The 26961-nt window shown below is 60.5% G+C and carries 18 protein-coding genes; 12 read left to right on the forward strand and 6 right to left on the reverse strand.

The window, feature by feature from the left end:
• Nucleotides 1-672 precede the first annotated feature (672 nt).
• From ATI02_RS33275 to ATI02_RS12040, 12 genes are all read left to right on the forward strand, one after another.
• On the forward strand, nt 673-1716 hold the full coding sequence (locus ATI02_RS33275; protein WP_425273627.1) for a methyl-accepting chemotaxis protein: 1044 nt from the start codon (nt 673-675) through the stop codon (nt 1714-1716).
• A gap of 240 nt (nt 1717-1956) precedes the next feature.
• Nucleotides 1957-2412 (forward strand): type II 3-dehydroquinate dehydratase, encoded by a 456-nt coding sequence (aroQ, locus tag ATI02_RS11990; protein WP_100846378.1) that lies wholly within the window; start codon nt 1957-1959, stop codon nt 2410-2412.
• Nucleotides 2413-2436: 24 nt separating this feature from the next.
• Nucleotides 2437-2898, forward strand: coding sequence for an acetyl-CoA carboxylase biotin carboxyl carrier protein (gene accB / locus ATI02_RS11995; RefSeq protein WP_007914603.1), 462 nt, complete (start codon nt 2437-2439; stop codon nt 2896-2898).
• Between the two features lie 17 nt (nt 2899-2915).
• The gene (accC, locus tag ATI02_RS12000; protein WP_100846379.1) at nt 2916-4274 is read left to right on the forward strand and encodes an acetyl-CoA carboxylase biotin carboxylase subunit; all 1359 of its coding nucleotides are present in this window, start codon (nt 2916-2918) and stop codon (nt 4272-4274) included.
• A gap of 282 nt (nt 4275-4556) precedes the next feature.
• Complete coding sequence (prmA, locus tag ATI02_RS12005) at nt 4557-5435, forward strand: 50S ribosomal protein L11 methyltransferase (RefSeq protein WP_100846380.1); 879 nt, start codon at nt 4557-4559, stop codon at nt 5433-5435.
• A gap of 30 nt (nt 5436-5465) precedes the next feature.
• Nucleotides 5466-6728, forward strand: a complete 1263-nt coding sequence (locus tag ATI02_RS12010) for a DUF3426 domain-containing protein (RefSeq protein ID WP_100846381.1) — start codon at nt 5466-5468, stop codon at nt 6726-6728.
• 185 nt (nt 6729-6913) lie between these two features.
• Nucleotides 6914-7924: a tRNA dihydrouridine synthase DusB gene (gene dusB, locus ATI02_RS12015; RefSeq protein WP_095188253.1), complete on the forward strand. Its 1011-nt coding sequence runs from the start codon at nt 6914-6916 to the stop codon at nt 7922-7924.
• Nucleotides 7921-8241 (forward strand): DNA-binding transcriptional regulator Fis, encoded by a 321-nt coding sequence (gene fis, locus ATI02_RS12020; RefSeq protein WP_003221275.1) that lies wholly within the window; start codon nt 7921-7923, stop codon nt 8239-8241. The genes dusB and fis overlap by 4 nt, the downstream gene beginning before the upstream one ends.
• Before the next feature lie 82 nt (nt 8242-8323).
• Entirely contained in the window at nt 8324-9931 is a 1608-nt protein-coding gene (gene purH / locus ATI02_RS12025; RefSeq protein WP_095188254.1) for a bifunctional phosphoribosylaminoimidazolecarboxamide formyltransferase/IMP cyclohydrolase, read from the forward strand.
• A 149-nt stretch (nt 9932-10080) separates the two neighbouring features.
• On the forward strand, nt 10081-11376 hold the full coding sequence (gene purD, locus ATI02_RS12030) for a phosphoribosylamine--glycine ligase (protein WP_100846382.1): 1296 nt from the start codon (nt 10081-10083) through the stop codon (nt 11374-11376).
• Nucleotides 11377-11475: 99 nt separating this feature from the next.
• Nucleotides 11476-14253 (forward strand): hybrid sensor histidine kinase/response regulator, encoded by a 2778-nt coding sequence (locus ATI02_RS12035; protein WP_100846383.1) that lies wholly within the window; start codon nt 11476-11478, stop codon nt 14251-14253.
• 63 nt (nt 14254-14316) lie between these two features.
• The gene (locus ATI02_RS12040) at nt 14317-14913 is read left to right on the forward strand and encodes a type III secretion system genes modulator TspR (protein WP_064593220.1); all 597 of its coding nucleotides are present in this window, start codon (nt 14317-14319) and stop codon (nt 14911-14913) included.
• Nucleotides 14914-14979: 66 nt separating this feature from the next.
• Here ATI02_RS12040 and ATI02_RS12045 read toward each other — a convergent pair whose 3' ends face one another.
• From ATI02_RS12045 to cobG, 6 genes are all read right to left on the reverse strand, one after another.
• Entirely contained in the window at nt 14980-21810 is a 6831-nt protein-coding gene (locus ATI02_RS12045; protein ID WP_167394873.1) for a TcdA/TcdB pore-forming domain-containing protein, read from the reverse strand.
• Between the two features lie 123 nt (nt 21811-21933).
• Nucleotides 21934-22068 (reverse strand): hypothetical protein, encoded by a 135-nt coding sequence (locus tag ATI02_RS33080; RefSeq protein ID WP_272948222.1) that lies wholly within the window; start codon nt 22066-22068, stop codon nt 21934-21936.
• Nucleotides 22069-22592: 524 nt separating this feature from the next.
• Nucleotides 22593-24281, reverse strand: coding sequence for a precorrin-3B C(17)-methyltransferase (cobJ, locus tag ATI02_RS12050; protein ID WP_100846385.1), 1689 nt, complete (start codon nt 24279-24281; stop codon nt 22593-22595).
• A complete protein-coding gene (locus ATI02_RS12055) occupies nt 24281-25015 on the reverse strand; it encodes a precorrin-2 C(20)-methyltransferase (RefSeq protein WP_371857616.1) in 735 nt (244 codons plus the stop codon). The genes cobJ and ATI02_RS12055 overlap by 1 nt, the downstream gene beginning before the upstream one ends.
• Nucleotides 25012-25638, reverse strand: coding sequence for a precorrin-8X methylmutase (locus tag ATI02_RS12060; protein WP_100846386.1), 627 nt, complete (start codon nt 25636-25638; stop codon nt 25012-25014). Before ATI02_RS12060 ends, ATI02_RS12055 begins: the two co-directional genes overlap by 4 nt.
• A complete protein-coding gene (gene cobG / locus ATI02_RS12065; RefSeq protein WP_100846387.1) occupies nt 25631-26929 on the reverse strand; it encodes a precorrin-3B synthase in 1299 nt (432 codons plus the stop codon). Before cobG ends, ATI02_RS12060 begins: the two co-directional genes overlap by 8 nt.
• Nucleotides 26930-26961: the final 32 nt, after the last annotated feature.

A 26961-nucleotide genomic window follows, 5' to 3' on the forward strand; every position in this document is an offset into this window, starting at 1 on the left:
GGTTTGCAGAACGAACTCGGCGAACTGCCGCCCGCGCTGGCCGAGACCTTGCGCCCGAGCCTTTCAGGGCTTGAAGAATTCAGCAAAACCGACTTGCTCGCCGCCGGCAAGCTGGCCGGTGATCCGCAGGCGTTGCTGTTGCAGGCTGAGCGCGAACTCAGCGCCAGCCTGGAGCAACTCAGCACCTACGCCAATGGCAACGCAACATGGCTCGCGCCACTGCTCACTGCCTCGCAGCACCTGGGCAAACTGTCGCTGGCACGCGACAAACTGGTCAGCAGCGGCCGCAGCGAACTGGCCGCCGACGTCGAGCGCGAAGTCGACAACATCCGCGCTCAGGCGCAGCTGATCGATGCCCTGCCCCTTCTCGGAGTGGTCGCCAGCAATGCATCAAGCAACGATGATTTCGCCGCAATGATGGGCATCGAGAGCACTGAAAAAGCCGTCGCCGAAGATGCCGGTGTCGGCCTCAAGCGCGAACTCAACAGCTTGCTCGGCCGTTATCCGGCGGAACTGCAACGCACCCGCGAGCAAATCCAGAAGCGCACCGATCTGAGCACCGCCACTCACCTGAAAATCGCCGCCGTGCAGCAAGCCATCGCAGGCCTGGAACCGGTGGTGCGCGCGCAGCACGGGCAGATCCAGAGCGAAGTGCGGCTGATGCAAGGCGTGATGATTGGCCTGATTCTGCTGATCGCGCTACTGATCGATACCTTGCAGCGCCGTCTGGCCCGCACCCTGACCAATCTTGCTCCGGCGTTGTCGACCTGGGCCGAAGGCGATTTCAGCCGTGACATTCAACTGGGCAAGACCAACCGCGAATTGCATGACATCGAGGCTTCGCTCAATCGCTTGCGCGCTTATCTGGTGGACTTGGTCGGCACCATTCGCGGTAATGCCGAGCAAGTAGCCGGCAGTAGCCGTACCCTGGCCGAATTGAGCAACGACTTGCACAGCGGCGCCGAGCATCAGGCGGGTGATACCGCTTTGATTCGCGATTCCCTCGGCGAACTGGAGGCAACTATTCAGCAAGTTGCCGGCGATGCGCGACAGGCTGCCGATGCCAGCCGTCATGCCGGGCTGGCCGTCGAACACGGTCAGAGCGTCATTGGCCAGAGCCTTACCGGCCTGCACGCCTTGGTCGGCGAAGTGCAGGGCAACGCGCAAATGATCGAACATCTGGCCGAAGAGTCGGCGACCATCGGCGGCGTGCTGACGGTGATTCGCTCGATTGCCGACCAGACCAACCTGCTGGCATTGAACGCGGCGATTGAAGCCGCGCGCGCGGGGGAAATGGGTCGTGGTTTTGCCGTGGTGGCCGAGGAAGTTCGCTCGCTGGCGCAGCGTACCGCCGGGGCAACCGCCGAGATTCAAACCTTGATTGCCGGCCTGCAAACGGCGGCGCGGCAATCGGTCGAGGGCATGCGCGCGCAGGTCGAACACGCCGAAGCCACGGCCAATCAGGCACAAGCGGCGGACGGTGCGCTGGACAAAATCGTCGGCGCGATCCAGACCATTTCCGAGACAGCGATCCGCATCGCCGATATCACCGCACAGCAGAGCGGCGCGGTCAGTGAGATTCGCGATCACAGTGAGCGGATTCACCAATTGGGTGGGGATAACCTGGTCCGCATCGGTCGTGGGCGCGAACAGGGCGAGAACTTGCTGGTATTGGGCGGACAACTGCATACCGCTGTTCAGACATTTCGCGTCTGATAGACCGCCTTCGCGAGCAGGCTCGCTCCCACAGGGGTACATATTTCAATGTGGGAGCGAGCCTGCTCGCGAAGAGGCCCGCCCCGTCACCGTAAATGACCGGATCTAACCACCCGGTCACAAATTTCGCGCAAACATCGGCCATCGTGCTGGCTATTGCATAGAACTGGACAGTCACAAAGTCTTTGCGGCATAGTCGCCGGGTTCTGACGACTGCTTATTCATAACAAGGACACGCAGATGGCAACCCTACTGGTGCTGCACGGCCCCAACCTGAACCTGCTTGGCACCCGCGAACCGGGCACCTATGGGTCGACGACCCTGGCACAGATCAATCAGGACCTGGAGCGCCGCGCCCGTGAAGCCGGCCATCATCTGCGGCATCTGCAAAGCAATGCCGAGTACGAATTGATCGATCGCATCCACGCCGCTCGCGGCGAAGGTGTGGATTTCATCCTGATCAATCCAGCAGCTTTTACACACACAAGTGTCGCATTACGTGACGCGCTGCTGGGAGTGAGCATCCCATTCATCGAAGTGCATTTGTCCAACGTGCACAAACGCGAACCTTTCCGCCATCACTCTTACTTCTCCGACGTAGCGGTAGGAGTGATCTGCGGCCTTGGCGCCAGCGGTTACCGACTGGCCCTGGAGGCTGCACTAGAGCAGCTTGAACACCAAGCTATACGCCCCTGACCGACCCTTGGGAGTTGATGATTCATGGATATCCGTAAAGTTAAGAAACTGATCGAATTGCTGGAAGAGTCCGGCATCGACGAGCTCGAGATCAAGGAAGGCGAAGAGTCCGTACGTATCAGCCGCCACAGCAAGACCCCGGCTCAGCAGTATTACGCACCTGCGCCGATGCAAGCGCCGGCTGCTGCACCTGTTGCCGCCGCTCCTGTTGCTGCTGCCGCCCCGGCTGCCGCTGCTGCTCCAGCGCTGAACGGCACTGTTGCCCGCTCGCCGATGGTCGGTACTTTCTACCGCAAGTCTTCGCCAACCTCGCCGTCCTTCGTTGAAGTCGGCCAGACCGTGAAGAAAGGCGACACGCTGTGCATCGTTGAAGCCATGAAGATGATGAACCACATCGAAGCTGAAACCAGCGGTGTGATCGAGTCCATCCTCGTTGAAGACGGCCAGCCGGTTGAGTACGACCAACCGCTGTTCACCATCGTTTGAACTGCGGAGAGCCTTTGATGACTGCGAAGTTGGAAAAAGTTCTGATCGCTAACCGCGGTGAGATCGCCCTGCGGATTCTGCGTGCCTGCAAAGAGATGGGCATCAAGACCGTCGCCGTTTACTCCAAGGCCGACAAAGAGCTGATGCACCTGGGTCTGGCAGACGAATCCGTCTGCATCGGCCCGGCGTCTGCCGCTCAGTCTTACCTGCACATCCCGGCCATCATCGCTGCCGCCGAAGTGACTGGCGCTACCGCCATTCACCCGGGTTACGGTTTCCTCGCGGAAAACGCTGACTTCGCCGAGCAGGTCGAGAACTCCGGCTTCGCCTTCATCGGCCCGAAAGCCGACACCATTCGCCTGATGGGCGACAAGGTATCGGCCAAGCACGCGATGATCGAAGCCGGTGTGCCCACTGTTCCAGGCTCCGACGGCCCACTGCCGGAAGACGAAGAAACGGCACTGCGCATCGGTCGTGAAGTCGGCTACCCGGTGATCATCAAAGCCGCTGGCGGCGGTGGTGGTCGCGGCATGCGCGTGGTGCACAAGGAAGAAGACCTGATCGCCTCGGCGAAACTGACCCGCTCCGAAGCAGGCGCGGCGTTCGGCAACCCGATGGTGTATCTGGAAAAATTCCTGACCAACCCGCGTCACGTCGAAGTGCAGGTGCTGTCCGACGGCCAGGGTCACGCCATCCATCTGGGCGACCGCGATTGCTCGCTGCAACGCCGTCACCAGAAGGTTCTCGAAGAAGCGCCGGCACCGGGCATCGACGAGCAGGCGCGCCAGGAAGTTCTGGCTCGCTGCGTCAAGGCGTGCATCGACATCGGTTACCGTGGCGCGGGTACTTTCGAGTTCCTGTACGAGAACGGTCGTTTCTACTTCATCGAAATGAACACCCGTGTTCAGGTGGAGCATCCGGTTTCGGAAATGGTCACCGGTATCGACATCGTCAAGGAGATGCTCAGCATCGCCGCTGGCAACAAGCTGTCGTTCACGCAGGATGACGTGGTTATCCGCGGTCACTCGCTGGAATGCCGGATCAACGCTGAAGACCCGAAAACCTTCATGCCGAGCCCGGGCACGGTCAAGCATTTCCACGCCCCAGGCGGCAACGGCGTTCGCGTCGATTCGCACCTGTACAGCGGTTATGCGGTTCCGCCGAACTACGACTCGCTGATCGGCAAGCTGATCACTTACGGCGCCACCCGCGACGAAGCCATGGCACGCATGCGCAATGCCCTGGACGAAATCGTGGTTGACGGGATCAAGACCAACATCCCGCTGCACCGTGATCTGGTTCGTGACGAAGGCTTCTGCAAAGGGGGCGTGAACATTCACTACCTCGAGCACAAGCTGGCTGGCGAGAAGCACTAAGCTTCAGCCCGCACCAGACAAAGCCGCCTTCGGGCGGCTTTGTTGTTTCTGCAAACTACACAAACCCCTTGTGGGAGCGAGCCTGCTCGCGAAAGCGGTGTATCAGATCCATATGCATCTACTGACACTCCACTTTCGCGAGCAGGCTCGCTCCCACAGATCCCCACCGGTACAACATCTGCGCTACAAATGCCGCTCCCACAAACCCTGCGCGCTCGCGTAAACTTGCGCGCTTCTCGCAGGCCGCTAGGCTGCAATCATATTTTTTCAAAGGTGCCCGCCATGCCTTGGCTGCAAGTACGACTCGCCATCAGCCCGGAACAAGCCGAAACCTACGAAGACGCGTTCCTTGAAGTGGGCGCCGTGTCGGTGACCTTCATGGACGCCGAAGATCAACCGATCTTCGAACCGGAACTCAACACCACCCCGCTGTGGACGCACACGCACCTGCTGGCCTTGTTCGAGGGCGGCACCGAAGCTGCGCCGGTGCTGGCGCATCTGGAGCTGCTGACCGGCAGCCCGCTGCCTGAGCATCACAGCGAAGTCATCGAAGACCAGGATTGGGAGCGCAGCTGGATGGACGGTTTCCAGCCGATGCGTTTCGGCCAGCGCCTGTGGATCGTGCCGAGCTGGCACGCGGCTCCAGAGCCTGACGCGGTGAATCTGCTGCTCGATCCGGGCCTGGCGTTCGGCACCGGCACCCACCCGACCACCGCGTTGTGCCTGGAATGGCTCGACGGCCAGGATCTGAAAGACTGCAATGTGCTCGACTTCGGCTGCGGCTCGGGGATTCTGGCCATCGCCGCCCTGTTGCTCGGTGCCAAGGAAGCAGTCGGTACCGACATCGATGTGCAGGCGCTGGAAGCCTCGCGTGACAACGCCGGGCGCAACAACATTGCCCAAGAGCTGTTCCCGCTGTATCTGCCGCAAGATCTGCCACAGGTCAAAGCCGACGTGCTGGTCGCCAACATTCTGGCCGGCCCGCTGGTTTCGCTGGCCCCGCAACTGTCCAGCCTGGTCAAGTCCGGCGGGCGTCTGGCGCTGTCGGGCATCCTTGCCGAACAAGGTGATGAAGTCGCTGCTGCCTACGCTCAGGACTTCGACCTCGACCCGATCGCCAATCGCGATGGCTGGGTGCGCATCACCGGGCGTCGGCGCTAGAATGGCCGCCTGCATAATCCGGATCGCCGCATGACCGACAGCTTCGTCACCCAGTGCCCGCATTGCCAAACCAGTTTCCGTGTCAGCCATGCTCAATTGAGCGTGGCCCGCGGGGTGGTTCGCTGCGGCTCCTGCCTGCAAGTGTTCAACGCGGCCAAACAGCTGCTTGAGCAACACGCCGGCAAGGACGCGGTGACACCGGTCGCGCCGCCGATCGAAACGCTGCCCAGCGAAGAGCTGCCGGTTGTCGAGCCGCCGGCCAGCGTCGAGCCGCCCGCGCCACGCGCCATCAGCCAAAAGCAGTGGAGCGCCTCGGAGCTGGATCTCGACAGCCTCGATCTGGACGAAGAACTCGCTCGCCTCGAACAACGGGAAATCCAGCCGACCACCGAATTCGGTCGTCCGCGCGAAGACTCCCTGAGCGCCCGCCGTGACAGCCCCGAAGCCGATGAAACGCAGTGGCGCGATAGCCTGTTCAGCGCCCGTAAAGATGAGCACCTGCCCGAAGCCGAACCCGAGATCGTCGAACCCGAACCGGTAAAAACTGCGCGCACCGAACCTTCGCTGTCGCTGGAACCGGTGGATCTGGATGACGAACCGGCGATCCCGCAACTGCGCCTGCACGATCCGATCGATCCGAATGCCCGTCGCGAACGCCTGTCCACCAGTAACGAAGCCGATGACGACGATCTGCCTGCAATCGAGCCGCCGCGCAAAAAACGCGAACGCGCAGAGCCTGGCGTCCGCGCCGAAGTGCTGCAGGACCTGACCGACGACCCGCTGCAACTGGACTGGCAGAAACGCCGCTCGCCGTGGGGCCGACGCCTGCTATGGCTGACGCTGGTGCTGCTGGCCGCCGGTGGCTTGGCCTTCCAGTACATCGCTTATCATTTTGATGAACTGGCACGCCAGGATCAGTACCGCCCATGGTTCCAGCAAGCCTGCCCGCAGATCGGTTGCACCGTGCCGTCGAAGGTCGACATCGCCAGAATCAAGAGCAGCAATCTGGTGGTGCGCAGCCATCCGGAGTTCAGCGGCGCGCTGGTGGTCGACGCGATCATCTATAACCGCGCGACGTTCTCCCAACCGTTCCCACTGCTGGAACTGCGTTTTGCCGACCTCAACGGCCATCTGATCGCCAGTCGTCGCTTCAAACCCGGCGAATACCTCAGTGGCGACCTCGAAGGTCTGGCGGAGATGCCGCCACAAACGCCGATCCACATCGCGCTGGATATTCTCGATCCAGGCCCCAAAGCGGTGAATTACAGCCTGAGTTTTCACTCGCCCGAGTGAATCGCTTCACCGCTTCTTGATTGACGGCAATTTTCTGACTTCGCATTGCGCAACCAAACCGCTGGCGATAACGGAATAACTGTTCAGATTTTGTTCAATTCAGCCTTTATCCAGTCATCGAGAGCGGGTATCATGCCCACCCTTTTTCGAACTCTCATGATCCGGCCCCACTTCAGGGAAGTCCTATGTCGGCGGTACGCATCGGCCCATATACATTGCAGAACGGCTTGATTCTCGCCCCGATGGCGGGCGTCACCGACCAGCCCTTTCGTCAGTTGTGCAAACGCCTGGGCGCGGGGCTTGTAGTCTCGGAAATGGTCACCAGTGACATGAGCCTGTGGAACACCCGCAAGTCGCGCATGCGCATGATCCACGAAGGCGATCCCGAGCCGCGCTCGGTACAGATTGCCGGTGGCGACGCGCAGATGCTGGCGGATGCGGCACGGGCCAACGTCGAACTGGGTGCACAGATTATTGATATCAACATGGGTTGCCCGGCAAAAAAGGTCTGCAACAAGGCCGCCGGCTCCGCGTTGCTGAAGGATGAAGCACTGGTCACCGAGATCCTGCAGGCCGTCGTGGCTGCGGTTGATGTGCCGGTCACCTTGAAGATCCGCACCGGATGGGATCGCGACAACAAGAACGGCCTGACCGTGGCGAAGATCGCCGAGCAGGCCGGGATCACCGCGCTGGCAGTGCATGGCCGCACTCGCGCCGATCTGTATACCGGTGAAGCCGAGTACGACACGATTGCCGCGATCAAGCAGGCGGTGTCGATTCCGGTGTTTGCCAATGGCGATATCGATTCGCCGGAAAAGGCCCGCTACGTGCTCGACGCGACCGGTGCCGATGGCCTGTTGGTAGGCCGTGCCGCCCAAGGGCGGCCATGGATTTTTCGCGAGATCGATCATTACCTGCGTACCGGCGAGAAATTGCCGGCACCGCAACTGATCGAAGTGGAACACATACTGCTAGAGCATCTGGCCGCACTTCACGCTTTCTATGGGGACGTGATGGGCGTGCGCATTGCTCGAAAGCATGTGGGCTGGTATCTCGCAACCTTGCCGGGCGCCAGGGAGTTTCGCGCCCACTTCAATCGTTTGGATGGTACGGAAACACAATGCGCCAACGTTCGGGAGTTCTTCGCCGAGCGTTACAAGAGCCTGACAGGGGACGAAGAAGGGGTGGCCGCATGACGATGATGACCGAGACTTTAGTGAGTGGAACAGCACCCGTGAGCGACAACGTGAATTTGAAACAGCACCTCAATACCCCGAGCGAAGAAGGTCAGACCCTTCGCGGGAGTGTCGAGAAGGCGCTGCACAATTATTTCGCCCACCTTGAGGGCGCGTCCGTCACGGATGTGTACAACCTGGTGCTCTCCGAAGTCGAGGCTCCCCTGCTCGAAAGCGTGATGAACTACGTCAAGGGCAACCAGACCAAGGCCAGTGAACTGCTGGGACTCAACCGCGGCACGCTGCGCAAGAAACTCAAGCAGTACGATCTGCTGTAAGCATTCAATCAAACCAGAAAGGCGCCCGCGTAAAACCGGTCGCCTTTTTTGCTGACTTCCTTTGCTTTTGATGGAAATTGAGATGACCGACCAGACTACCCGCCTGCCGATCCGCCGCGCCTTGATCAGCGTTTCCGACAAGACCGGGATCCTCGAATTCGCCAAGGAGCTTGAAGCGCTGGGCGTCGAGATCCTCTCCACCGGCGGAACGTTCAAGCTGCTGCGCGACAACGGCGTTGCCGCAGTGGAAGTCGCGGATTACACCGGTTTCGCTGAAATGATGGACGGTCGGGTGAAAACCCTGCACCCGAAAATCCACGGCGGCATCCTCGGTCGTCGCGGTACCGACGACGCGATCATGAACGAGCACGGCATCAAGCCGATCGATCTGGTCGCGGTCAACCTGTACCCGTTCGAAGCCACCATCAACAAGCCAGGCTGCGACCTGCCGACCGCGATCGAGAACATCGACATCGGCGGCCCGACCATGGTGCGTTCGGCAGCGAAAAACCATAAAGATGTCGCGATCGTGGTGAATGCCAGCGATTACGCCAACGTCCTCGAAAGCCTCAAGGCCGGCGGCCTGACCTACGCTCAGCGTTTCGACCTGATGCTCAAGGCGTTCGAACACACCGCCGCCTACGACGGCATGATCGCCAACTACATGGGCACCGTGAACCAGGCCGCTGATACCCTCAGCACAGAAGGTCGCAGCGAATTCCCACGCACCTTCAACAGCCAGTTCATCAAGGCTCAGGAAATGCGCTACGGCGAGAACCCGCACCAGAGCGCGGCGTTCTACGTTGAAGCCAAGCCGGCCGAAGTCGGCATCGCCACCGCAACCCAACTGCAAGGCAAAGAGCTGTCGTACAACAACGTGGCCGACACCGACGCCGCGCTGGAGTGCGTAAAAAGCTTCGTCAAGCCAGCCTGTGTGATCGTCAAGCACGCCAACCCGTGCGGCGTGGCGGTGAGCCCGGACGCCGAAGGCGGCATCCGTCAGGCCTACGAACTGGCCTACGCCACCGACACCGAATCGGCGTTCGGCGGCATCATCGCCTTTAACCGCGAACTGGATGCCGAGACCGCCAAGGCGATCGTCGAGCGTCAGTTCGTCGAAGTGATCATTGCCCCAAGCGTGAGCGAAGAAGCCCGTGCCATCGTTGCAGCCAAAGCTAACGTGCGCCTGCTGGCCTGTGGCGAGTGGTCGGCTGACCGCGCTGCGGCCTGGGACTACAAGCGCGTCAACGGTGGTCTGCTGGTACAGAGCCGTGACATCGGCATGATCGGCAGCGAAGACCTGAAAGTCGTGACCAAGCGTGCCCCGACCGAACAGGAAATCAACGACCTGATCTTCGCCTGGAAAGTCGCCAAGTACGTTAAATCCAACGCTATCGTTTACGCGAAAAACCGTCAGACCATCGGTGTCGGCGCCGGCCAGATGAGCCGCGTGAACTCGGCGCGTATCGCCGCGATCAAGGCTGAACACGCCGGCCTGCAAGTCGCCGGTTCGGTGATGGCATCGGACGCGTTCTTCCCGTTCCGCGACGGTCTGGACAACGCAGCCAAGGTGGGGATCACTGCGGTGATCCAGCCAGGCGGCTCGATGCGTGATGCTGAAGTGATTGCTGCGGCTGATGAAGCCGGCATCGCCATGGTCTTTACGGGCATGCGCCACTTCCGTCACTGATTCAACTCGATCCAAATGTGGGAGCGGGCTTGCTCGCGAATGCAATCTGTCAGCGACAACTGTTTTGCCTGACACACCGCTTTCGCGAGCAAGCCCGCTCCCACATAAAGCGCTCCAGCAGCGACTGACAGATTTTTGAGGTTTTTGAAATGAATGTTTTGATCATTGGCAGCGGTGGCCGTGAACACGCCCTGGCCTGGAAAGTGGCTCAGGATCCGCGCGTGCAGAAAGTTTTCGTCGCGCCGGGCAATGCCGGTACCGCGATTGAAGCCAAGTGCGAGAACGTCGCCATTGACGTGCTGGCCCTTGAGCAACTCGCCGACTTCGCCGAGAAAAACGTTTCCCTGACCATCGTCGGCCCGGAAGTGCCGCTGGTGGCTGGTGTCGTCGACCTGTTCCGCTCCCGTGGTCTGGACTGCTTCGGTCCGACCGCCGGTGCCGCGCAACTGGAAGGTTCGAAAGCCTTCACCAAGGACTTCCTCGCGCGCCACAAGATCCCGACCGCCGACTACCAGAACTTCACCGAGATCGAGCCAGCGCTGGCTTATCTGCGTGAAAAAGGCGCACCGATCGTGATCAAGGCCGACGGCCTCGCGGCCGGCAAAGGCGTGATCGTTGCCATGACCCTGGCCGAAGCCGAAGACGCCGTGCGCGACATGCTCGCCGGCAATGCTTTCGGTGACGCCGGTTCGCGCGTGGTCATCGAAGAGTTCCTCGACGGCGAAGAAGCCAGCTTCATCGTCATGGTCGACGGCAAGAACGTCCTGCCGATGGCCACCAGCCAGGACCACAAACGCGTCGGTGACGGCGACAGCGGCCCGAACACTGGCGGCATGGGTGCTTACTCCCCGGCCCCGGTGGTCACTGCCGACGTGCATCAGCGCGTGATGGATCTGGTGATCTGGCCGACCGTGCGCGGTATGGCCGAAGAGGGTAATGTCTACACTGGCTTCCTGTATGCCGGTCTGATGATCGACAAGGCCGGCAACCCGAAAGTCATCGAGTTCAACTGCCGTTTCGGTGATCCGGAAACCCAACCGGTGATGCTGCGTCTGCAGTCGAGCCTGGTGCTGCTGGTTGAAGCCGCACTGGCGCAAGCGCTGGACAAGGTTGAAGCACAGTGGGACCCACGTCCGAGCGTCGGCATCGTGCTGGCGGCTGGCGGCTACCCTGGCGATTACGCCAAAGGCGCGGCGATCAACGGTCTGGACGCGGCGGCAAGCCTGGAAGGCAAAGTCTTCCACGCCGGCACCGCACTGAAAGATGGCCAGGTCGTGACCGCCGGTGGTCGCGTGCTGTGCGCCACCGCAATGGGCGCCAGCGTCAGTGCCGCGCAACAGCAAGCGTACAAGCTGGCTGCGGCGATCGACTGGGAAGGCTGCTTCTATCGCAAGGACATTGGCTACCGCGCCATTGCCCGTGAACGTGGCGAAACCCAGGAATAAGCTGTCGATCAGACCCGGCGCGGGATGCAGTCCCTCGCCAGGCTGTTCCGCCGCCGCGCATCGTTATATTCTGGCATCAACCTATGAAGGGATTTCGCCGTGCGCTGGCTCAGGATTGCCATAAGCTTCACCGTCACGTTGCTGACCTTGCTCTGCATGCTTGCGGCTCAGGCCGCGCAAGGCAGTGGCTGGTCGGTATTGCTTGACGATCAGGGCGATCTGCAACTGAGCGATATCCGCTCCGCTCGCTACACGAATCAATTCAGCCCCATCGACCTTGATCGCCTCACCGCGGCGGCGCCAGAGGGTGCCTTGTGGCTGCGCTTCAAACTGGCGCCGGGCAAGCACGAACAAGTGCTGCGCGTCTTCGCCCCCGATCTGTCCCACCTTGATCTGTACGTGCTGGACGGCGACAAGCTGATCGAGCAACGCAATACTGGCACCAACCAGCCCCAGGCCGAAAGGCCATTGCCGAGCAGCGACTTCATGCTGCCACTGCCACAAAGCGAAAAGACCCTGGACGTCTATCTGCGGATGGTTTCCGACCATCAGTTGCGTCCGTACATCACCCTGCAATCGGCGGTGATGAGCGCGGCCAATCAAAACCAGACCCTGGTCTTCGGCCTGCTGTTCGGTTGCCTTGGCATGCTGTTGCTGCACAACCTTGTGCGCTACGCCTATTCACGCTCGCGCAGCAGTCTGTGGCTGGCGGTCTGCGAAGGTCTGCTGGGGCTCAGCCTGTTGCTGCTGCTTAACCTCGCAGGTCCTTGGTTGCCGAACTGGCACGCGATCCAGACGCCAGGCGCTTACCTGGCCTTGCTCCTGACCGCCCCTGCCGGTTTGATGTTTGCCCTGCGCTTTTTCTCGCCGCTTGGGCCTCATCCCCTGAACAAACTGTTGCTGGGCGACATTCTGTTCATCGTGATCTGCAGCCTGTTGCTGTTGTTCGTCAACACATTGCCCCTGAACATCATCACCTACGCGCTGGTAGCCCTGGCAGGCCTGAGCATGTTGCTGGTCGGCTTCTATCACTGGCAGAAAGGGTATCGCCCGGCGCGCCTGTTCGTGGCGGCGATGGTGGTGTTCAACATCGGTACGCTGATCATTCTTCCGGCGCTGCTGGGCCTGACACTCGTCGCGCCGCAAGGCCTGATCATGACGTTGATGGCGTTCATCTGCATCAGCGGACTGTTGATGAGCATCGCGCTGGGCGAGCGTCAGCGCAGCATCACTGAAAGCCGCTTCAGCATCAGCCGCGACCTCGCCGCCAGCAATGCCGAGATCAACGCCAAGGCCGAATTCCTCGCCAAGATCAGCCACGAGATCCGCACGCCGATGAACGGTGTGCTGGGCATGACCGAACTGCTGCTGGGCACGCCGTTATCGGTCAAGCAGCGCGACTATGTGCAAACCATCCACAGCGCCGGCAACGAACTGCTGACGTTGATCAACGAGATCCTCGACATCTCCAAGCTCGAATCGGGGCAGATCGAACTGGACGACGTGCAGTTCGATCTCAATGCGCTGATCGACGATTGCCTGAGCATCTACCGCGCCAAGGCTGAGCAGCAGAACGTCGAACTGATCAGTTTCATTCAGCCGCAAGTACCGCGCGTGATCAGCGGTGACCCGACCCGCCTGCGACAGACCCTGTTGAGCCTTTTGGAAAACGCCCTGAAGAAAACCGACGAGGGCGAAGTGCTGATCGTTGTCGCCCTTGATGAGCGCAGTAGCAAACCGCGCCTGCGCATCGCCGTGCAGGACAGCGGCGCGCCGATGGAGCAGGAAGAACGCGATGCGTTGATGCACGCTGAACTGCACAGCAAGCATTTCCTCTCGGCCAATCGTCTGGGCGGCAATCTGGGGCTGGTAATCGCCCGCCAGTTGATCCTTTTGATGCAAGGTGAATTCGGTATCAAGAGCGGCGCCAACCAGGGCAGCACCTTGTGGCTGACCCTGCCGCTGGACCCAGATCGGCTCGAACACCCGACCTCTGATCTGGACAGCCCATTGCAAGGCGCGCGGGTGCTGGTGGTCGATGACAACGACACCTGCCGCAAAGTGCTGGTGCAGCAGTGCAGCGCCTGGGGTCTGAACGTCAGCGCCGTGCCATCAGGCAAGGAAGCCCTGGCCCTGCTGCGCACCAAGGCGCACCTGCGTGACTACTTCGATGTGGTGTTGCTCGACCAGAACATGCCCGGCATGACCGGCATGCAACTGGCAGCGAAGATCAAGGAAGACCCGAGCCTGAATCACGACATCCTGCTGATCATGCTCACCGGCATCAGCAACGCGCCGAGCAAGATCATTGCGCGCAACTCGGGGATCAAACGCATCCTCGCCAAACCAGTGGCCGGTTACACGCTCAAGACTACCCTGGCGGATGAGCTCAACCAGCGCAACAAAGGCCAGGTGGTGTTCCAGCCACAAGTGGTCACCGCGGCCACGGCGGCCAAAGTGCCGAGCGACTTCCGCATCCTCGTCGCCGAAGACAATACGATTTCGACCAAAGTGATTCGCGGCATGCTCGGCAAGCTCAACCTGCAACCGGACACAGCCAGCAACGGCGAAGAAGCGCTGCAGGCGATGAAGGCCCAGCGCTACGACCTGGTGTTGATGGACTGCGAAATGCCGATCCTCGACGGTTTCTCCGCGACTCAGCAATTGCGCGCCTGGGAAGTCAGCAATCAACGCATCCGCACACCGATTGTCGCGCTGACCGCGCACATCCTCGCCGAACACAAGGAGCGGGCACGCCAGGCCGGAATGGACGGGCACATGTCCAAACCCGTCGAGTTGTCGCAGTTGCGCGAGTTAATCGAGCATTGGGTCGCTCAGCGTGACCAACAGAACCGGGCTACAACACAACCGTCGTAAGCCGACAGACCTTGTAGTGCCTGATAGACTCCCCACGACTTTCCTTGCCAGTGAGCTTGCACCATGCTCCACGTGTTATTCAGCGTTTACCTGAAGATGCTGGTGCTCTACAGCCCGTTCTTCGTGTTGTCCTGCTTCATCAGCCTGACCCGTGGTTATTCGCGCAAGGAACAGCGGCGCCTGGCCTGGAAAGTGGCGATCGCCACGCTGGTTTCCAGTGTTCTTCTGTATTTGTTCGGACGCGTGATTTTCGATGTGTTCGGCATCACCGTGGATGCCTTCCGGATTGGCGCCGGCAGCGTGCTGTTCATCTCGGCGCTGGGCATGGCGCAAGGCAAGTCTGTGGTGCAAACCGACAACGTGCAGCAGGACGTGACCATCGTGCCGCTGACCATTCCGTTGACCGTCGGCCCCGGCACCATCGGTGCCTTGTTGGTAATGGGCGTCAGCCAGCCGCATTGGGACGACAAGCTCACGGCGATCATGAGCATTGCACTGGCCAGTTTCACCGTGGGGGTGGTGCTTTATCTGTCGAACCGCATCGAGCGGATTCTCGGCGATCAGGGCCTGCAGATTGTCAGTCGCTTGATGGGGCTGTTTGTTTGCGCACTGGCGGCGCAGATCATTTTCACCGGGGTCAAAGGCTACCTTGTACCCTGACCCAAAAGCCCAGACCTACAACTGAGGTGCGACGGAGCCGGACACTATTGCCCGGCCCCGCCCTGTTCACGCGGCTATCTGCGGACTCTGCGCCTGCTCGAGAAACGCTCCCAGACTCTGTCCACCCTCATCACTTTGCCTTGCCGCTAACCTGTCGACCAGATTGTTCACGGCGAACGAGGTCAGGCCTTTCAGGCCAAGAAAAACCTGCGCGCGCAGTTCACTGTCGATGGCGTTGATGCCACGAAAAATCAGACTGTGGCCACTGTCCGGATCAATCAGAATCAAATGCTCACCAAACAGGCTGGGCAACAGCTTTTGCGGTGATTCGAGATCCCAGATCAATTTGCCCGGCACCCATTGCGCCGACTGCGACGACCGTCGGCAGTCAACGATAACGGTATCGAGCCTCTCCCAGGCAGCCTTCGAGAGGTGGCAGGTTATCGCCCCTTGCCCCATGCCCAGAACCAGCGTGGAGACACCGTCAGGCAGCAGTTTCAGTACATCGTCGATGCGTCCTTGTGCGCTGACGCTCAATACGTCCTCATGACGCTGCACGAACATCAACGGCATGCTGGTACTCCCCGCCGGGAAGGTGTGTACGCGTCCATCGTGGCCATCCACCAACAGAACATTGTTTTGCTGGTGCGTACCGAGCAGGTCAAACGGTTCCATCACCTGTTTTCTGGCAACGCTGATCAGTCGATCAGCCTCCGTGACGTACCACTGGAAACTGTCCACCTCGGCCACCGACAGAAATGCCGACGCGTGGTGAGCGCTGACCAATGCTCTGAGGTTTTGCTGCAGATCATCCTTGTGGTGGTTGACCCAATCGGCTTCGACGCCAACGACCATCGCTGGCTGGTTTTCGTGCAACGCCAGGACAACCCCGTCAATCGTGGTCGCCCGCAACCCGGCAACCTCGGCGCGAACCTCCCTGAATGGCCAGTCCGACCAGAAACGCTGCGCCTGGGGCACGGCATCTCGCTGCAACACCTGGTGGCCCTGGGCAAAAATCTCGCGCAAGCGTTCCGGCGCGACAAAGGGTTGCCGATAGACGCCGCCCGCCGTCGGGTCGAATACCCAGGCCGCCTGTTTGTCGTCGGTGACACTCAGCAGACGATACGCCTGGCCATGGCCGGCTTGCGTCAGCAACAGTTGCCCGTCCAGTTGCCACGCGCCGAGCCGGTTATCGCCGGCAAAGTTGCGCACCCCCAAAATCGCAAAATTGGCGACGGCGTACTGCTTGGCCAGCGCCGGCAACTCCAGCCACCAGTCATGGCGCTCCTTGAGCCAGGCATCGGTGACCCCGGCAAGTTGCAGAGTGCCATCGGTTGTCAGGTGCAAAGACAGACCTTCGCTGGTGACCGCCATGAAACCTTGCTCGGTGGCCACCACCTGCGAGACCTCGCGGGGCTCGATGGCCGTCGCCGAAAATTCTCCCGGCCTTGCGATGGCCGGCGCCGTGGCCTCGGTCTGCCGAAACAGACAGCGGGTGCTGTGATCGTAAAAAACAAAAACCGACTGCTCCGTGCCTTCGGCCAGAATCAGACTGAGATGGCGGGACTGTATCCCACCGTTGGGTATATGACCGCTTGGAATCGGCGCGATATCCGGCCGGATAATCAGACCGTCATCGTTACGCACCCACGCGTACTGACTCACAACCCCAGGCGCACGCCAACAGATTGAAACCAGACTGGCAGGTTTGCAATCGACGGTGTTTTTCAAGCTTGAGCGGTACGGTAACGGCGCATAGGGTGCGAGAACGTCGTTCCAGTCTTTCAGGACACTGGCCGCATTGAGTGCGATGTTTACCTGTGGATCGAGGTCACCGGTGATGGAGGTCAGCAAACACTGATCTTCGTGAATCATGTAGGTCAGTTCATCGACCTGGCCGTTGCGATTGAAGATCTGACTCACCTGCACGGCACCGTTCTCCATGACCAGACACCCGGTGATTCTGGAGTTGTCGGCCAGCAGCAGACGATAGCGTCGAACCGGCAGACTGGTTACGGTATCGACTTGCCAGACCATGTAAGCGTCCGAATGATAGAAAAATGCCTGATCGCCGTTTACAGCACCCAGCACCGCTTCATCCACCAAGGGCTCATCAATATCCCTCACGTACATGAAACGCTCGCGCACTGCATCGTAGTAGGCGTTGGTGTAAACCGGCCGATCAATTGGCTCAAACGGGATCTGATAGTTACGCACCAGGGTGTAGGGATGAATCAAGCGATGCTCACGGGACAACGCCGCAAAATGCTCCTTGAGACTGTCAGTACCCGGCACCTCCAGCGCATCCGCTTCTTCGACAAGCAGCAACTGTTGCCGCCAGTCGACACGTAACACCTGATCGTCCTTGAGCCGCAGAAGCACGTCGTGGTGACCACCGGTGAACTGCATACTCACCGTGCCGATGCTCAGTTGGCCATGCGCCTGCATCTTCACCTCTGACTCTCCTGCCCAGGGTGCAACAAGCTCCCAATGCATGCTGCCATTGCCGGCAGCCTCGCACACCAGCGAAACGCCTGGGTTGAGCACTACCGCGCAGCGTCCATGTTCGGCACTGATCTGATAGGTGATCAAACCGTGCCAGAGCTCTGGCACCTGCGGCACGATCAGCGTGCGCTCGACAGCATCAAGTCGCACCGCAATCGTCGTGGCGCGGTAGACCGGATTCATTTTGTAGAGGATGTATTCGCCGGGGAACGACCAGAACGTGAACATGAACTGCCAATTGCCCGCAGCGTTTCTCTGCTCCAGTTTGCGCACAAGGTCGAAGCCCAGATCGTGGCGATTGGTGGCGCCGAACAGGGCTTTGTACTCGTAACCGAAATAGGTGGCCGGCGTGCACGGCAACACCAGTCTGTCGGCAGGCTCAAACGTGAGTGTTGCGTTCGATGGCAAGCCAAGACCGCGGCGGATATCAATGGCGGCGCCGTAGTCAGGTTCAAAATCCGGCACACCGAAATGGTCCCTCAGCGGAAACAGCGCAGGGCTGCCGTAATCGATTTGTCCCGCTTTAAAATCAATTCGTTTGAACACGATCAGCGGTTTTGGCGTCAGCACGCCATCGAGCGCACCGCGTTGATAGCCACCCTCGCGATAAGTTTTTTCGAGCGCGTGAAAATACAGGCCAACGAGCTTGGCTTGCTCGGCGATATCGGAAAAGCCCCTGGCCAGTGCTGCAACACCCACCCCCAGCCCGGCAACGATCACGCCAGCACCGCTCAGAATGGCGCCAGCAGAACTGCCGACCGCCCACCCGGCAACCATCATGGCGCCACCGGTGGCATCAAAAAACAGTTGGGTGCCCACCTGGGCGCGTTCAACATCGCTTTTGGCGTACGCCAGTTGATAGATGTCGAACCCGACATTGATCAGGGCAAGCGCTGCGCCGACACCTTCGGTCGCCACTCGCGCGACGGCTGCACGTGTTGCAGAGACAGCCGTCGCGGCGATCAGGCGCTCCTCGGCCATCCCCTGCTGAACCAGTCTGAGCAGGCCAACGCCATCAAGCACCGTGCCATGGGCCATCTGCGCGTAATTGACATAGCCATGCAGCCGCACCGACATTGCCAGTGGCGCTTCGTTGCCCGCCGATGCGCCCTCTTCATGCCAGTGCAACGCATTGATCAAAGCCTGCAAGGTAAAGCCGGCATTGAGGGTATGCACCGCCGACACATGCTCCACGCCCAGCTCACCCGGGGTTGTTGCTTCGGTGTTCTTGCCGGCCAGACTCCTGAACATTTTCGTCAGGAAGGCCTTGATCCGCGCCAGCCAGCGATTGCTGGTGGTGACACGTTTGATGGTCTGCCGGTCCTTGATGTCAATCAGGCTGATGCTGTAATCGCCTGTCGAATGCTGTTCAAGGGTTTCATAGATCGGCACGTAATCGGCACTCAGGCCATTGCTTTGCTGAAGCTGTCGCGAGACGTCCCTGATTTGCTCCGCCCACCAGTTGCCGTCTAGTTCGAGCAGGCTTTTGCCCAGGCGCGGACTCTCCGACAGTGAGCGCCCCCGGGTACGCCCCAGACGCTCCATCAGTTTGATCAACGGCTCGCCCGGTAACGGCTCCGCCCCCAATAACGTTGAAACATTCATCTCAGGAGACAACGGCCACTGGCTGACCCGTTTTGCGTCGATATCGATCAGATCAAACGCCAGCTGATTATCCTCTGTGAAGGCCGCGTAGAAGTCGGCCATTTTTTCCCCGGTAAAAAATCCTTCGAGCATTTCCTTGAGCTCGGCCGGTTCCTGATAGGTCGAAATGGCAAAGTTCGGGTCGTAAAAGTGGTAGGCATTGCGCCCGTTTTGCCGGGTTCTGGCCAACAACATGGAGTGGTTGTCGGTGTTGAGCATCAGCGTGCGCCAAGGGCTTTCAGACTCCAGTGCCCGTATCGCAGCGTCCAGCGTGACACGGCCCAAGGACTTGCCGACCGCATGCAAAGGAACGTCCTGCAACGCCTCCAGTGATTGCACAAAAGCGCGGGTTTCGATCGAGTCGGGGCTTGCAGCCGCTTCAAAAAAGCGTGTCCAGAGATTGTTGCTGCTGTCTCCTTTGTTGTGCAGTGCTGCAGCCAGCACCAGTACCAGCGGCACACAGCGCCCACCGATGCGCTCGCCATAGCCATTGAGCAATAAGTCCTGCGGGGCGAGCTTGACGCTGCCTCCGAAGTGCCCGAGCACATCGCTCTGCCGGGTCAGTAGCTGATCCCGATATTCGGCGAGTGCCACCTTGCGCAGCCTCGCCACCCGGGCGCCCCATTCACGCAATGTCGCCGCCTGTTGCAGGCTGGCTTTTTTCATCAAAAGTGAACGGTCGGAATACGCCGGGGCGTAAGCGGATTCACTTGCCAGCCCTTCGGCAAACGCAGCCGCATTGTTCTTCAGGAGCAGCCGCTCGATGGCGGCGTAACGATTGGCGACCGACAGATCGGCCATGGCGGCACACTGGACTTTGATGACCGGCCAGTGATCACCGAAACTTTGACTGTCCAGCGAATCACTGCCAAACACGCCGCCCAGAAACATTCGCTGTGCGGGATTGAGTTGCTCCAGGCTGACCTGGTTGTTACCGATGTTGTCCAACAGCTGATCGAACGTCAGCGCCTGTATACGTTTGTCCTCCTGCCATGGCGTCGGCACAAGACTGCTCGGCGCGGCAAGAATCTGCTGGCGCCGATCGAAACTCAATGACAGGTCTTTCCTGAAGGTCACAGCGCCAGTGAGCCCCTGTGCCATCGCTTGGCTAAAGGGTTCGCCCAGGCTGTCTCTCAACTGCTGGAGAATCTCGGTGGACAACACTTGCCGGCCCTCGATCAGTGGCCAGCCGTTTTCGAAGTTGAGGGTGCGAGGATTGAGCAGCTCATTGACGTTGCCGTTGTAGCGGATGGTGTATTGGCCCTCTGCCCAGGATTGCATTTCACGCGCGTACCATTCGGCAACGTCGGTCAACTGTTCCTTCCAACTATGATCCTGTTCCTCTTCAGTGACCGTGTTTACACCCTTTGGATAGGCGACCAAGTCACGCCACGCGCTAGCCCCTTGCGGTGTGAACTGCGCCCCTTCGTAGGCATCCATTCCGGCCCGCATGACGTTAGGCCCGGTCATGAAAATGGCCGCATCTGATTCGGGTTTTATACCGTCGAAGAAATATTCAACTATCGCTTTGGCGTAATGTAAATCCAGCACCCGCTCATTTTCCGATAACGGCAAGCTTTCCAGAACTTGCTCAACGAGCTCCCCGGCCAGGTCAAAGAAATGGTCCGCCTCGGCTTTTCCGATGGCCACTCGCTTACCTGCAAACTGCTGCACTGCAGTGTCCATCATGGCGTACTGCAACCCGATTCGATCAATGATCGCTTTCACGACCGCAGACCGCGGATGAGCCATCAGAAACGCGTTGCTCAGGCTACCCCTCAGAATCGACGTACGAACACCATCGAGCGGGACTCCCAGATTCCCCGGCGCGACAAAGACTTCGTTCAGCGCCGGTTTGCCTGCAGCGTATTGTTCCAGTGCGGCGCGATACTGCGGCGGGACCTGATCGGAGTAATCCCTGTAATGTTCAACGTTTTGCGCCCGCCCGGGCATCCACTGCGGATTGTGTTCCAGCAGCAACTGCAAAACACCCAGTCGGGCATCCGAGCCCAGCGCGTTAACCGCCACCCCTGCAATGTCATCCGCAAAGGGCGGCAGATGATCGACATCGCAGTAAATGCCGCCTTCCAGATACTCCACCGGATAACGCACGGCGTCGGATGCGGCCGCCATGTTCATGCGCAGTGATATTTCACGCTCGTAAATATCCGCCAGCGGTAACGTCTGCTCCTGACTGCTCAGGTCGCGTAAATCCAGCTGTTCGTCCGCCAGTCTGCGAATACTTCGCTCATTGTTTTTCTTCAGTGTCCGCAGTTCATCAAGGTCCTGGCCATACGCTTTGACCAGCAGATCGATTCTCGCCTCATCGGCAGTCTTGCCCGCCGCTCGCCAAGCGGTGATGTGATCGAACATTTGCTGTTTGAGGACGAGCGCCCGACTGACATACAGGTCAGCGAGTTCCTCACCATCAGTGATCGGTGTAGTCATTGACGAAAGTACATCCGCCTTCGCCGCGGCGACGATGATCTGGTTGGTCTTGTACGCCAGCAAGGCGTCCTGATCGAACCACAGGTTGAGGGTGAATCCCTGCGCGGACATGACCGTTTTCCAGACATTGATATAGTCGCGCTGAATATCCCCAAGCCCACCGCCAACCCAGACGAAGTGCATTTTTTTCGGGATCGGCTCTGCCTCCAGAGTCGCGATGGCATCGCTCCTGAGCTTGCGCAAGGCGTATTCGTCCAGCTGACGCCCCATGCTCTCCAAAGCCCCCCGAACCTCGCCCATGCGCGCGCCTTGCCCATCGGTTGAGCGTTGCGAACGTGTCTGCGGCAGCATGCTGCTCAACTGTTCCCGCAGCAGACCGAGGGGCTCCAGTTCGCTGCCAGTGGCAACAGCGCCAAGGCAACCCTAGTAGTAACGCATGGCTGCCGCATATTGCGCAGTGCCCTTGTAAGATTGCAGTGCTGTTTCGAACTCGGCCGGGGTAAACAACTCGGTAAATTTCTTGAAACTGTCTTTGCCAACGGGATGTACTTCTTTCACAACATCACTTCCTTATGTTAATGACGCGACCATGGATTGCACGCAACCCGACCCAAAAGTTCCTGATCCTTATTTGTTTGATCAGTAAAGTTTTGTTCAGGCGACACGAAGCCATGCCCACTGCCGGAACACTCAATACGTCACAATTCGGGTCATACTTTGAAACGCTGCCGTCAACTTCCCGAAGTGACAGGCAGGCAACTGCAGATTAGGCGGTGCAACAGGCTACAAACCGTTGCCAGCGAAGGTTTGATGACAGTGCAACGTGTTCGACAAAACTAGGGCAGCAGCCCGCGTTATTCAAACCCAAGAAAATTCAAACAGTGTCTGAATACATAACCCATAACATTCAAACCGGTGCCTTGAATAATTCAGCGACGCATTAATATCCAGACCGTCAGTCACACAGACGCACAAGGCCGTAAACCCTAAGGTTCACGGCCTTGTCTTCAATTGATTTAAAACATCTCCCTCAGCAAACTTTTGCCACGTTGTTCACGCCAACTAACGTTTGCACATCCCTGTCAGGAAACGGGCTTTTCTCCATACCAGCGAGGCGTGTAGACCCAATCGCCGCCCGCTGCACGGGGAAAGGTGCAGGTGGTGGACGAACCGATCAGCACCATGGTGCGCATGTCCACCTGATCCACCGTCAGCGCCCCGAGCGTCGTGGTCCGCAGGGTCTGTCCCGGTCGACCGATATCCCGTCCCAACACCACCGGGGTTGCAGGCGTGCGGTGCTGCGCGACGATTTCCAGCGCCCGCCCCAGTTGCCACGGCCGGGCGCGGGAGATCGGGTTGTAAAACGCCAGGGCCAGATCCGCTTCGGCGGCCAGGTCCAGACGTTTCTCGATGATCGACCAGGGTTTGAGGTTGTCCGACAGCGACATCACGCAGAAGTCATGACCCAGCGGTGCACCGGCCTGCGCAGCGGTAGCGAGCGAGGCGGACACGCCCGGGAGGATTTCCAGATCGACGCTGTGCCACGCCGGGTCATCGGACTCGTGCAACGCTTCGAGCACCGCCGCTGCCATGGCGAACACGCCCGGATCACCGGACGACACTACGATCACCGAACGGCCCTCGGCCGCCAGCCTGAAGGCGTGACGCGCGCGCTGCATTTCTTCGCGGTTGTCGGTGCAATGCTGCACCTGATCGTCGCGGAACGGGCCGGCCATGCGTACGTAGGTTTCGTAGCCGAGCACGTCGGTGGCGCGGGCCAGTTCAGCTTTTACCGCCGGCACCATCAGTTCGGCAGCGCCGGGGCCGAGGCCGATCACTGCGAGGCGACCGCGTGGGCGACCTATTTGCGCCACGTCCAGCGGCTGTTCGGCGACAGCCAAAGTGATGCCGTGTGCCGATTCAATCATCGACACGCCCGGCAGCGTATCGAGGTCGCCCGTTGCGCCGATAAACCGCAGCGGCACACACAGTTCCAGCGCCGCTTCACGCAGGTTCGCCGAAGCCATTTGAGTGTCGATCGCCACCAGACAGGCCAGTGATTGCACCGCCACGTCCGCCTGATGCAACGCCGCACGCAGAGAATTCGGCAGATCGCTGATGTCGGCGCTGACCATCGCCGCGACACTGCGCGGGTAAATCAGCAACTCATTAGCGTTCGCTTCGCGTTCGGCACTGCCGATATAGATCGAACGCTGCGCCTGTGGATCTTCCGGCAATTGCGCCTGATCCAGCCACGGCGCCGCACCTTCGATGCGCACGCTGTGCCCAGCCAGCAGATCGGAGACAAAACGCTTGCCCAGTTCCAGATCCGCGAGCGCATAACCGCTAGGGGGATTGAGCAGGCAGGTGCCAAAACGCAATTCGCCGCTGGTGGTAATGGCCGCCGCCACTTGCAGCCCGGCCGCGATTTCCCGGGCCATGACATTCACTCCGCCGAGGCCGCCGAGCAGTGGCACCACAGCGCTGCCATCTTCGGCGACGGCGAGCACCGCAGGTTCGGCGCCCTTCTCCAGCAACAGCGGCGCCAGCGTGCGAATGACAATGCCGGCCGCGCACAGGGCAATGATTGGCGTGTCCTGCTGATACAACTGGCGCAGGGTCGCGCCGAATTCCTGATAGCTGCAATCGGCGCCTTCGACCCGACCGGCGAGGCCGTGGATCCGCGCCGCCGGGTACACCTGCTGAATGCGCCGCGCGGTGGCCAGGCTGCCCTGACCGAGAATGACAATGGCGGGAGTCGATTGAGTCATCAGCCTTGCCACCGTTCGCCGGGCACGATGATCAGCGAGAAGTACGGCGACGACATCGGCTCAACCTGATCCATCGGCACAATCTTCTGATTGGCCATGGTCGCGCGTTCGACATACAGCGCCCGCTCGGCGAGGCCGAGTTCTTCGAGCACTTGACGCACTTTGGGGAAGTTGCGCCCCAGCTTCATGATCACCGCCGCGTCGGCATCGGCCAGACGGCGCTTCAGATCTTCATGGGGCAGAACGCCGGAAAGCACCGACAGACTCTGGTTGCGATACACCAACGGCGCACCCAATACCGATGCGCCGCCCAGCATCGAGCACACACCCGGCACCACTTGCGCTTCATAGCGGGTGGCGAGGCGATCATGCAGATACATGTAGGAACCGTAGAAGAACGGATCGCCCTCACAGATCACCGCAACGTCGCGGCCGGCATCCAGATGCGCGGCCACCGTCTCGGCGGCCTCATCGTAGAAATCGCTGATGACTTGCTCATAGGAAAGCGGGGCCGGCAGCGCTTCGGTGGTCACCGGGTACACCAGCGGCAGCAGATTCTGCGCTTCTTGAAGGTGCGCTTCGATGATGCCGAAGGCGTTGCCCTTTTTGCCCTTGGCGACGAAGTACGCCACCACTGGCGATTCGCGCAGCAGGCGCAGAGCCTTGACAGTAATCAGCTCCGGATCACCAGGGCCGACGCCCAGGCCAATCAAACGACCTTTTGCCTGCATCATTCGATCTCCGTGGCGAGGGCATTGACCGCTGCGGCGGCCATGGCGCTGCCGCCGAGCCGACCTTGCATGATCACGAACGGTACGCCACGGCTGTCGGCCGCCAGCGCCGCTTTCGATTCGGCGGCGCCGACGAAGCCCACCGGGAAACCGAGGATCAGCGCCGGTTTTGGTGCGCCGGCGTCGAGCATTTCCAGTAGATAGAACAGCGCGGTCGGCGCGTTGCCGATCACCACCACACTGCCTTCCAGATGCGGCCGCCACAGTTCCAGCGCGGCGGCAGAACGGGTGTTGCCCAGTTCACGGGCCAGCTCCGGCACGCTGTCGTCGCGCAAGGTGCAGATCACTTCGTTGTTGGCCGGCAGGCGCGCGCGGGTCACGCCTTCGGAGACCATCCGCGCATCACACAGAATCGGCGCACCGGCAGCCAGCGCATCGCGCCCGGCCTTGCCCGCACCTTCGGAGAATTGCAGACCGTCGACAGACTCGACCATGCCGCAGGCGTGGATCACCCGCACCGCGAGTTTTTCCAGGTCGGCCGGGATGCGCGCCAGATTGGCTTCGCTGCGAATGATCGCGAAGGAGTTGCGATAGATCTCCTGACCGTCGCGGATGTAATCAAGCATCAAGGGGGCTCCGAGAGCGGACGGCGAGCAAGGTCGCGGCCGCTTCAATAGTAAGGTTGCGTGCGTGCAACGCGCCGAAACCCGGCTGCGCGGCATCGCGAAAATAGAGGTCGTAATGCCCGGCACTGACGGCCAGCAACGTCGCCGGGGCACAGTGGGCGGCGGCGCACGAACGCGTGCAGCCGGACAGATGCACGCTCTGGGCCTGGGGTAACAGGCTCGCCAGAGTACGAGCATCGTGCTTGGTGTCGGCCAGGCCTTTGCCGCAACCAGCGGAGCCGGTGCAGGCGATGAGTGTCGACAGGGGGTCAGCGGCCTCGGTGAGCAGACTCAGTTGCTGGAGACTTCCGAGCACTTGTGCGGCATCGCTCGCGCTCACGTTTGGCAGCAGCAGACTTTGCCACGGCGTGAAGCGCAGGCTGCCATCGCCGAACCGACGAGCCAGTTGCGCGGCACCGCGCAGCATGTCCGGGTCGAGACGGCCAAGTGGCGGCGCCGCGCCGATGTAAACCAGATTGTCGATATCTTGCGGGTGAGCGCCGATGCGCAGATCGTCCGCTGCCGGGGCACGTTGCCAGGCGCTGATCACCTTGATCGGCAGGCGTGTCCTGAGCTGTTCGAGAAACGCCAGCATCGGCAATTCGTCGAGCAGGTGGCGCATCCGCGTTTGCTCTGGCCGCGCCCGCTCAAGGAATAATTCCAGCACCGCCACCACCAGCGCGTGGCCGTTTTCCAGCGCCACGGCGCCGATGGCGCGATCCGTCGGGCAACCCGCCAGACCGAATGCCAGCAGCGTTTCACCGTCACGCTCGAATGCCGACAGCCACAGGTCATGCGGATGTTCGAGCATCGCCAGCGCTTCGCCGCCATCCAGTTGCACGGCGAACTTGGCGCTCAACACGTGGAAGCGTGGATGGCTTTGCAGGGTGTCGAGGATCTGTTCGGCGAGCGCCCGGGTGTCGACGCGCATTTGCCGGTCGATCCCGGCGGTCGGGCTGAGCATCAGGTTGCGCACATCGTCGCCCGCTGCCGTGCGTGGCCCCAGACCTGCGGCGAGCAGACTGTCGATCAGTGCAGCGGATTGCTGACCGATGCCACGTATTTGCAGGTTGGCGCGGTTGGTCGCCTCGATCACACCGCCGGCGAACTGTTCGGCGGCATTGGCCACCGCGTCAGCCTGATCGGCGCTGATCGAGCCACCATTGAGCTTGATCCGACAGATACCGCCGTCCAATGCCTGGACGATACGCAGCAACCCCGGGCAGGCCGAGGGGCGTATGGCGGTGGACATCGGGCGTTCGTTCAAGGGACTGACCGGTTGCG

The sequence above is a fragment of the Pseudomonas baetica genome, from assembly GCF_002813455.1.
Classification (GTDB): domain Bacteria; phylum Pseudomonadota; class Gammaproteobacteria; order Pseudomonadales; family Pseudomonadaceae; genus Aquipseudomonas; species Aquipseudomonas baetica.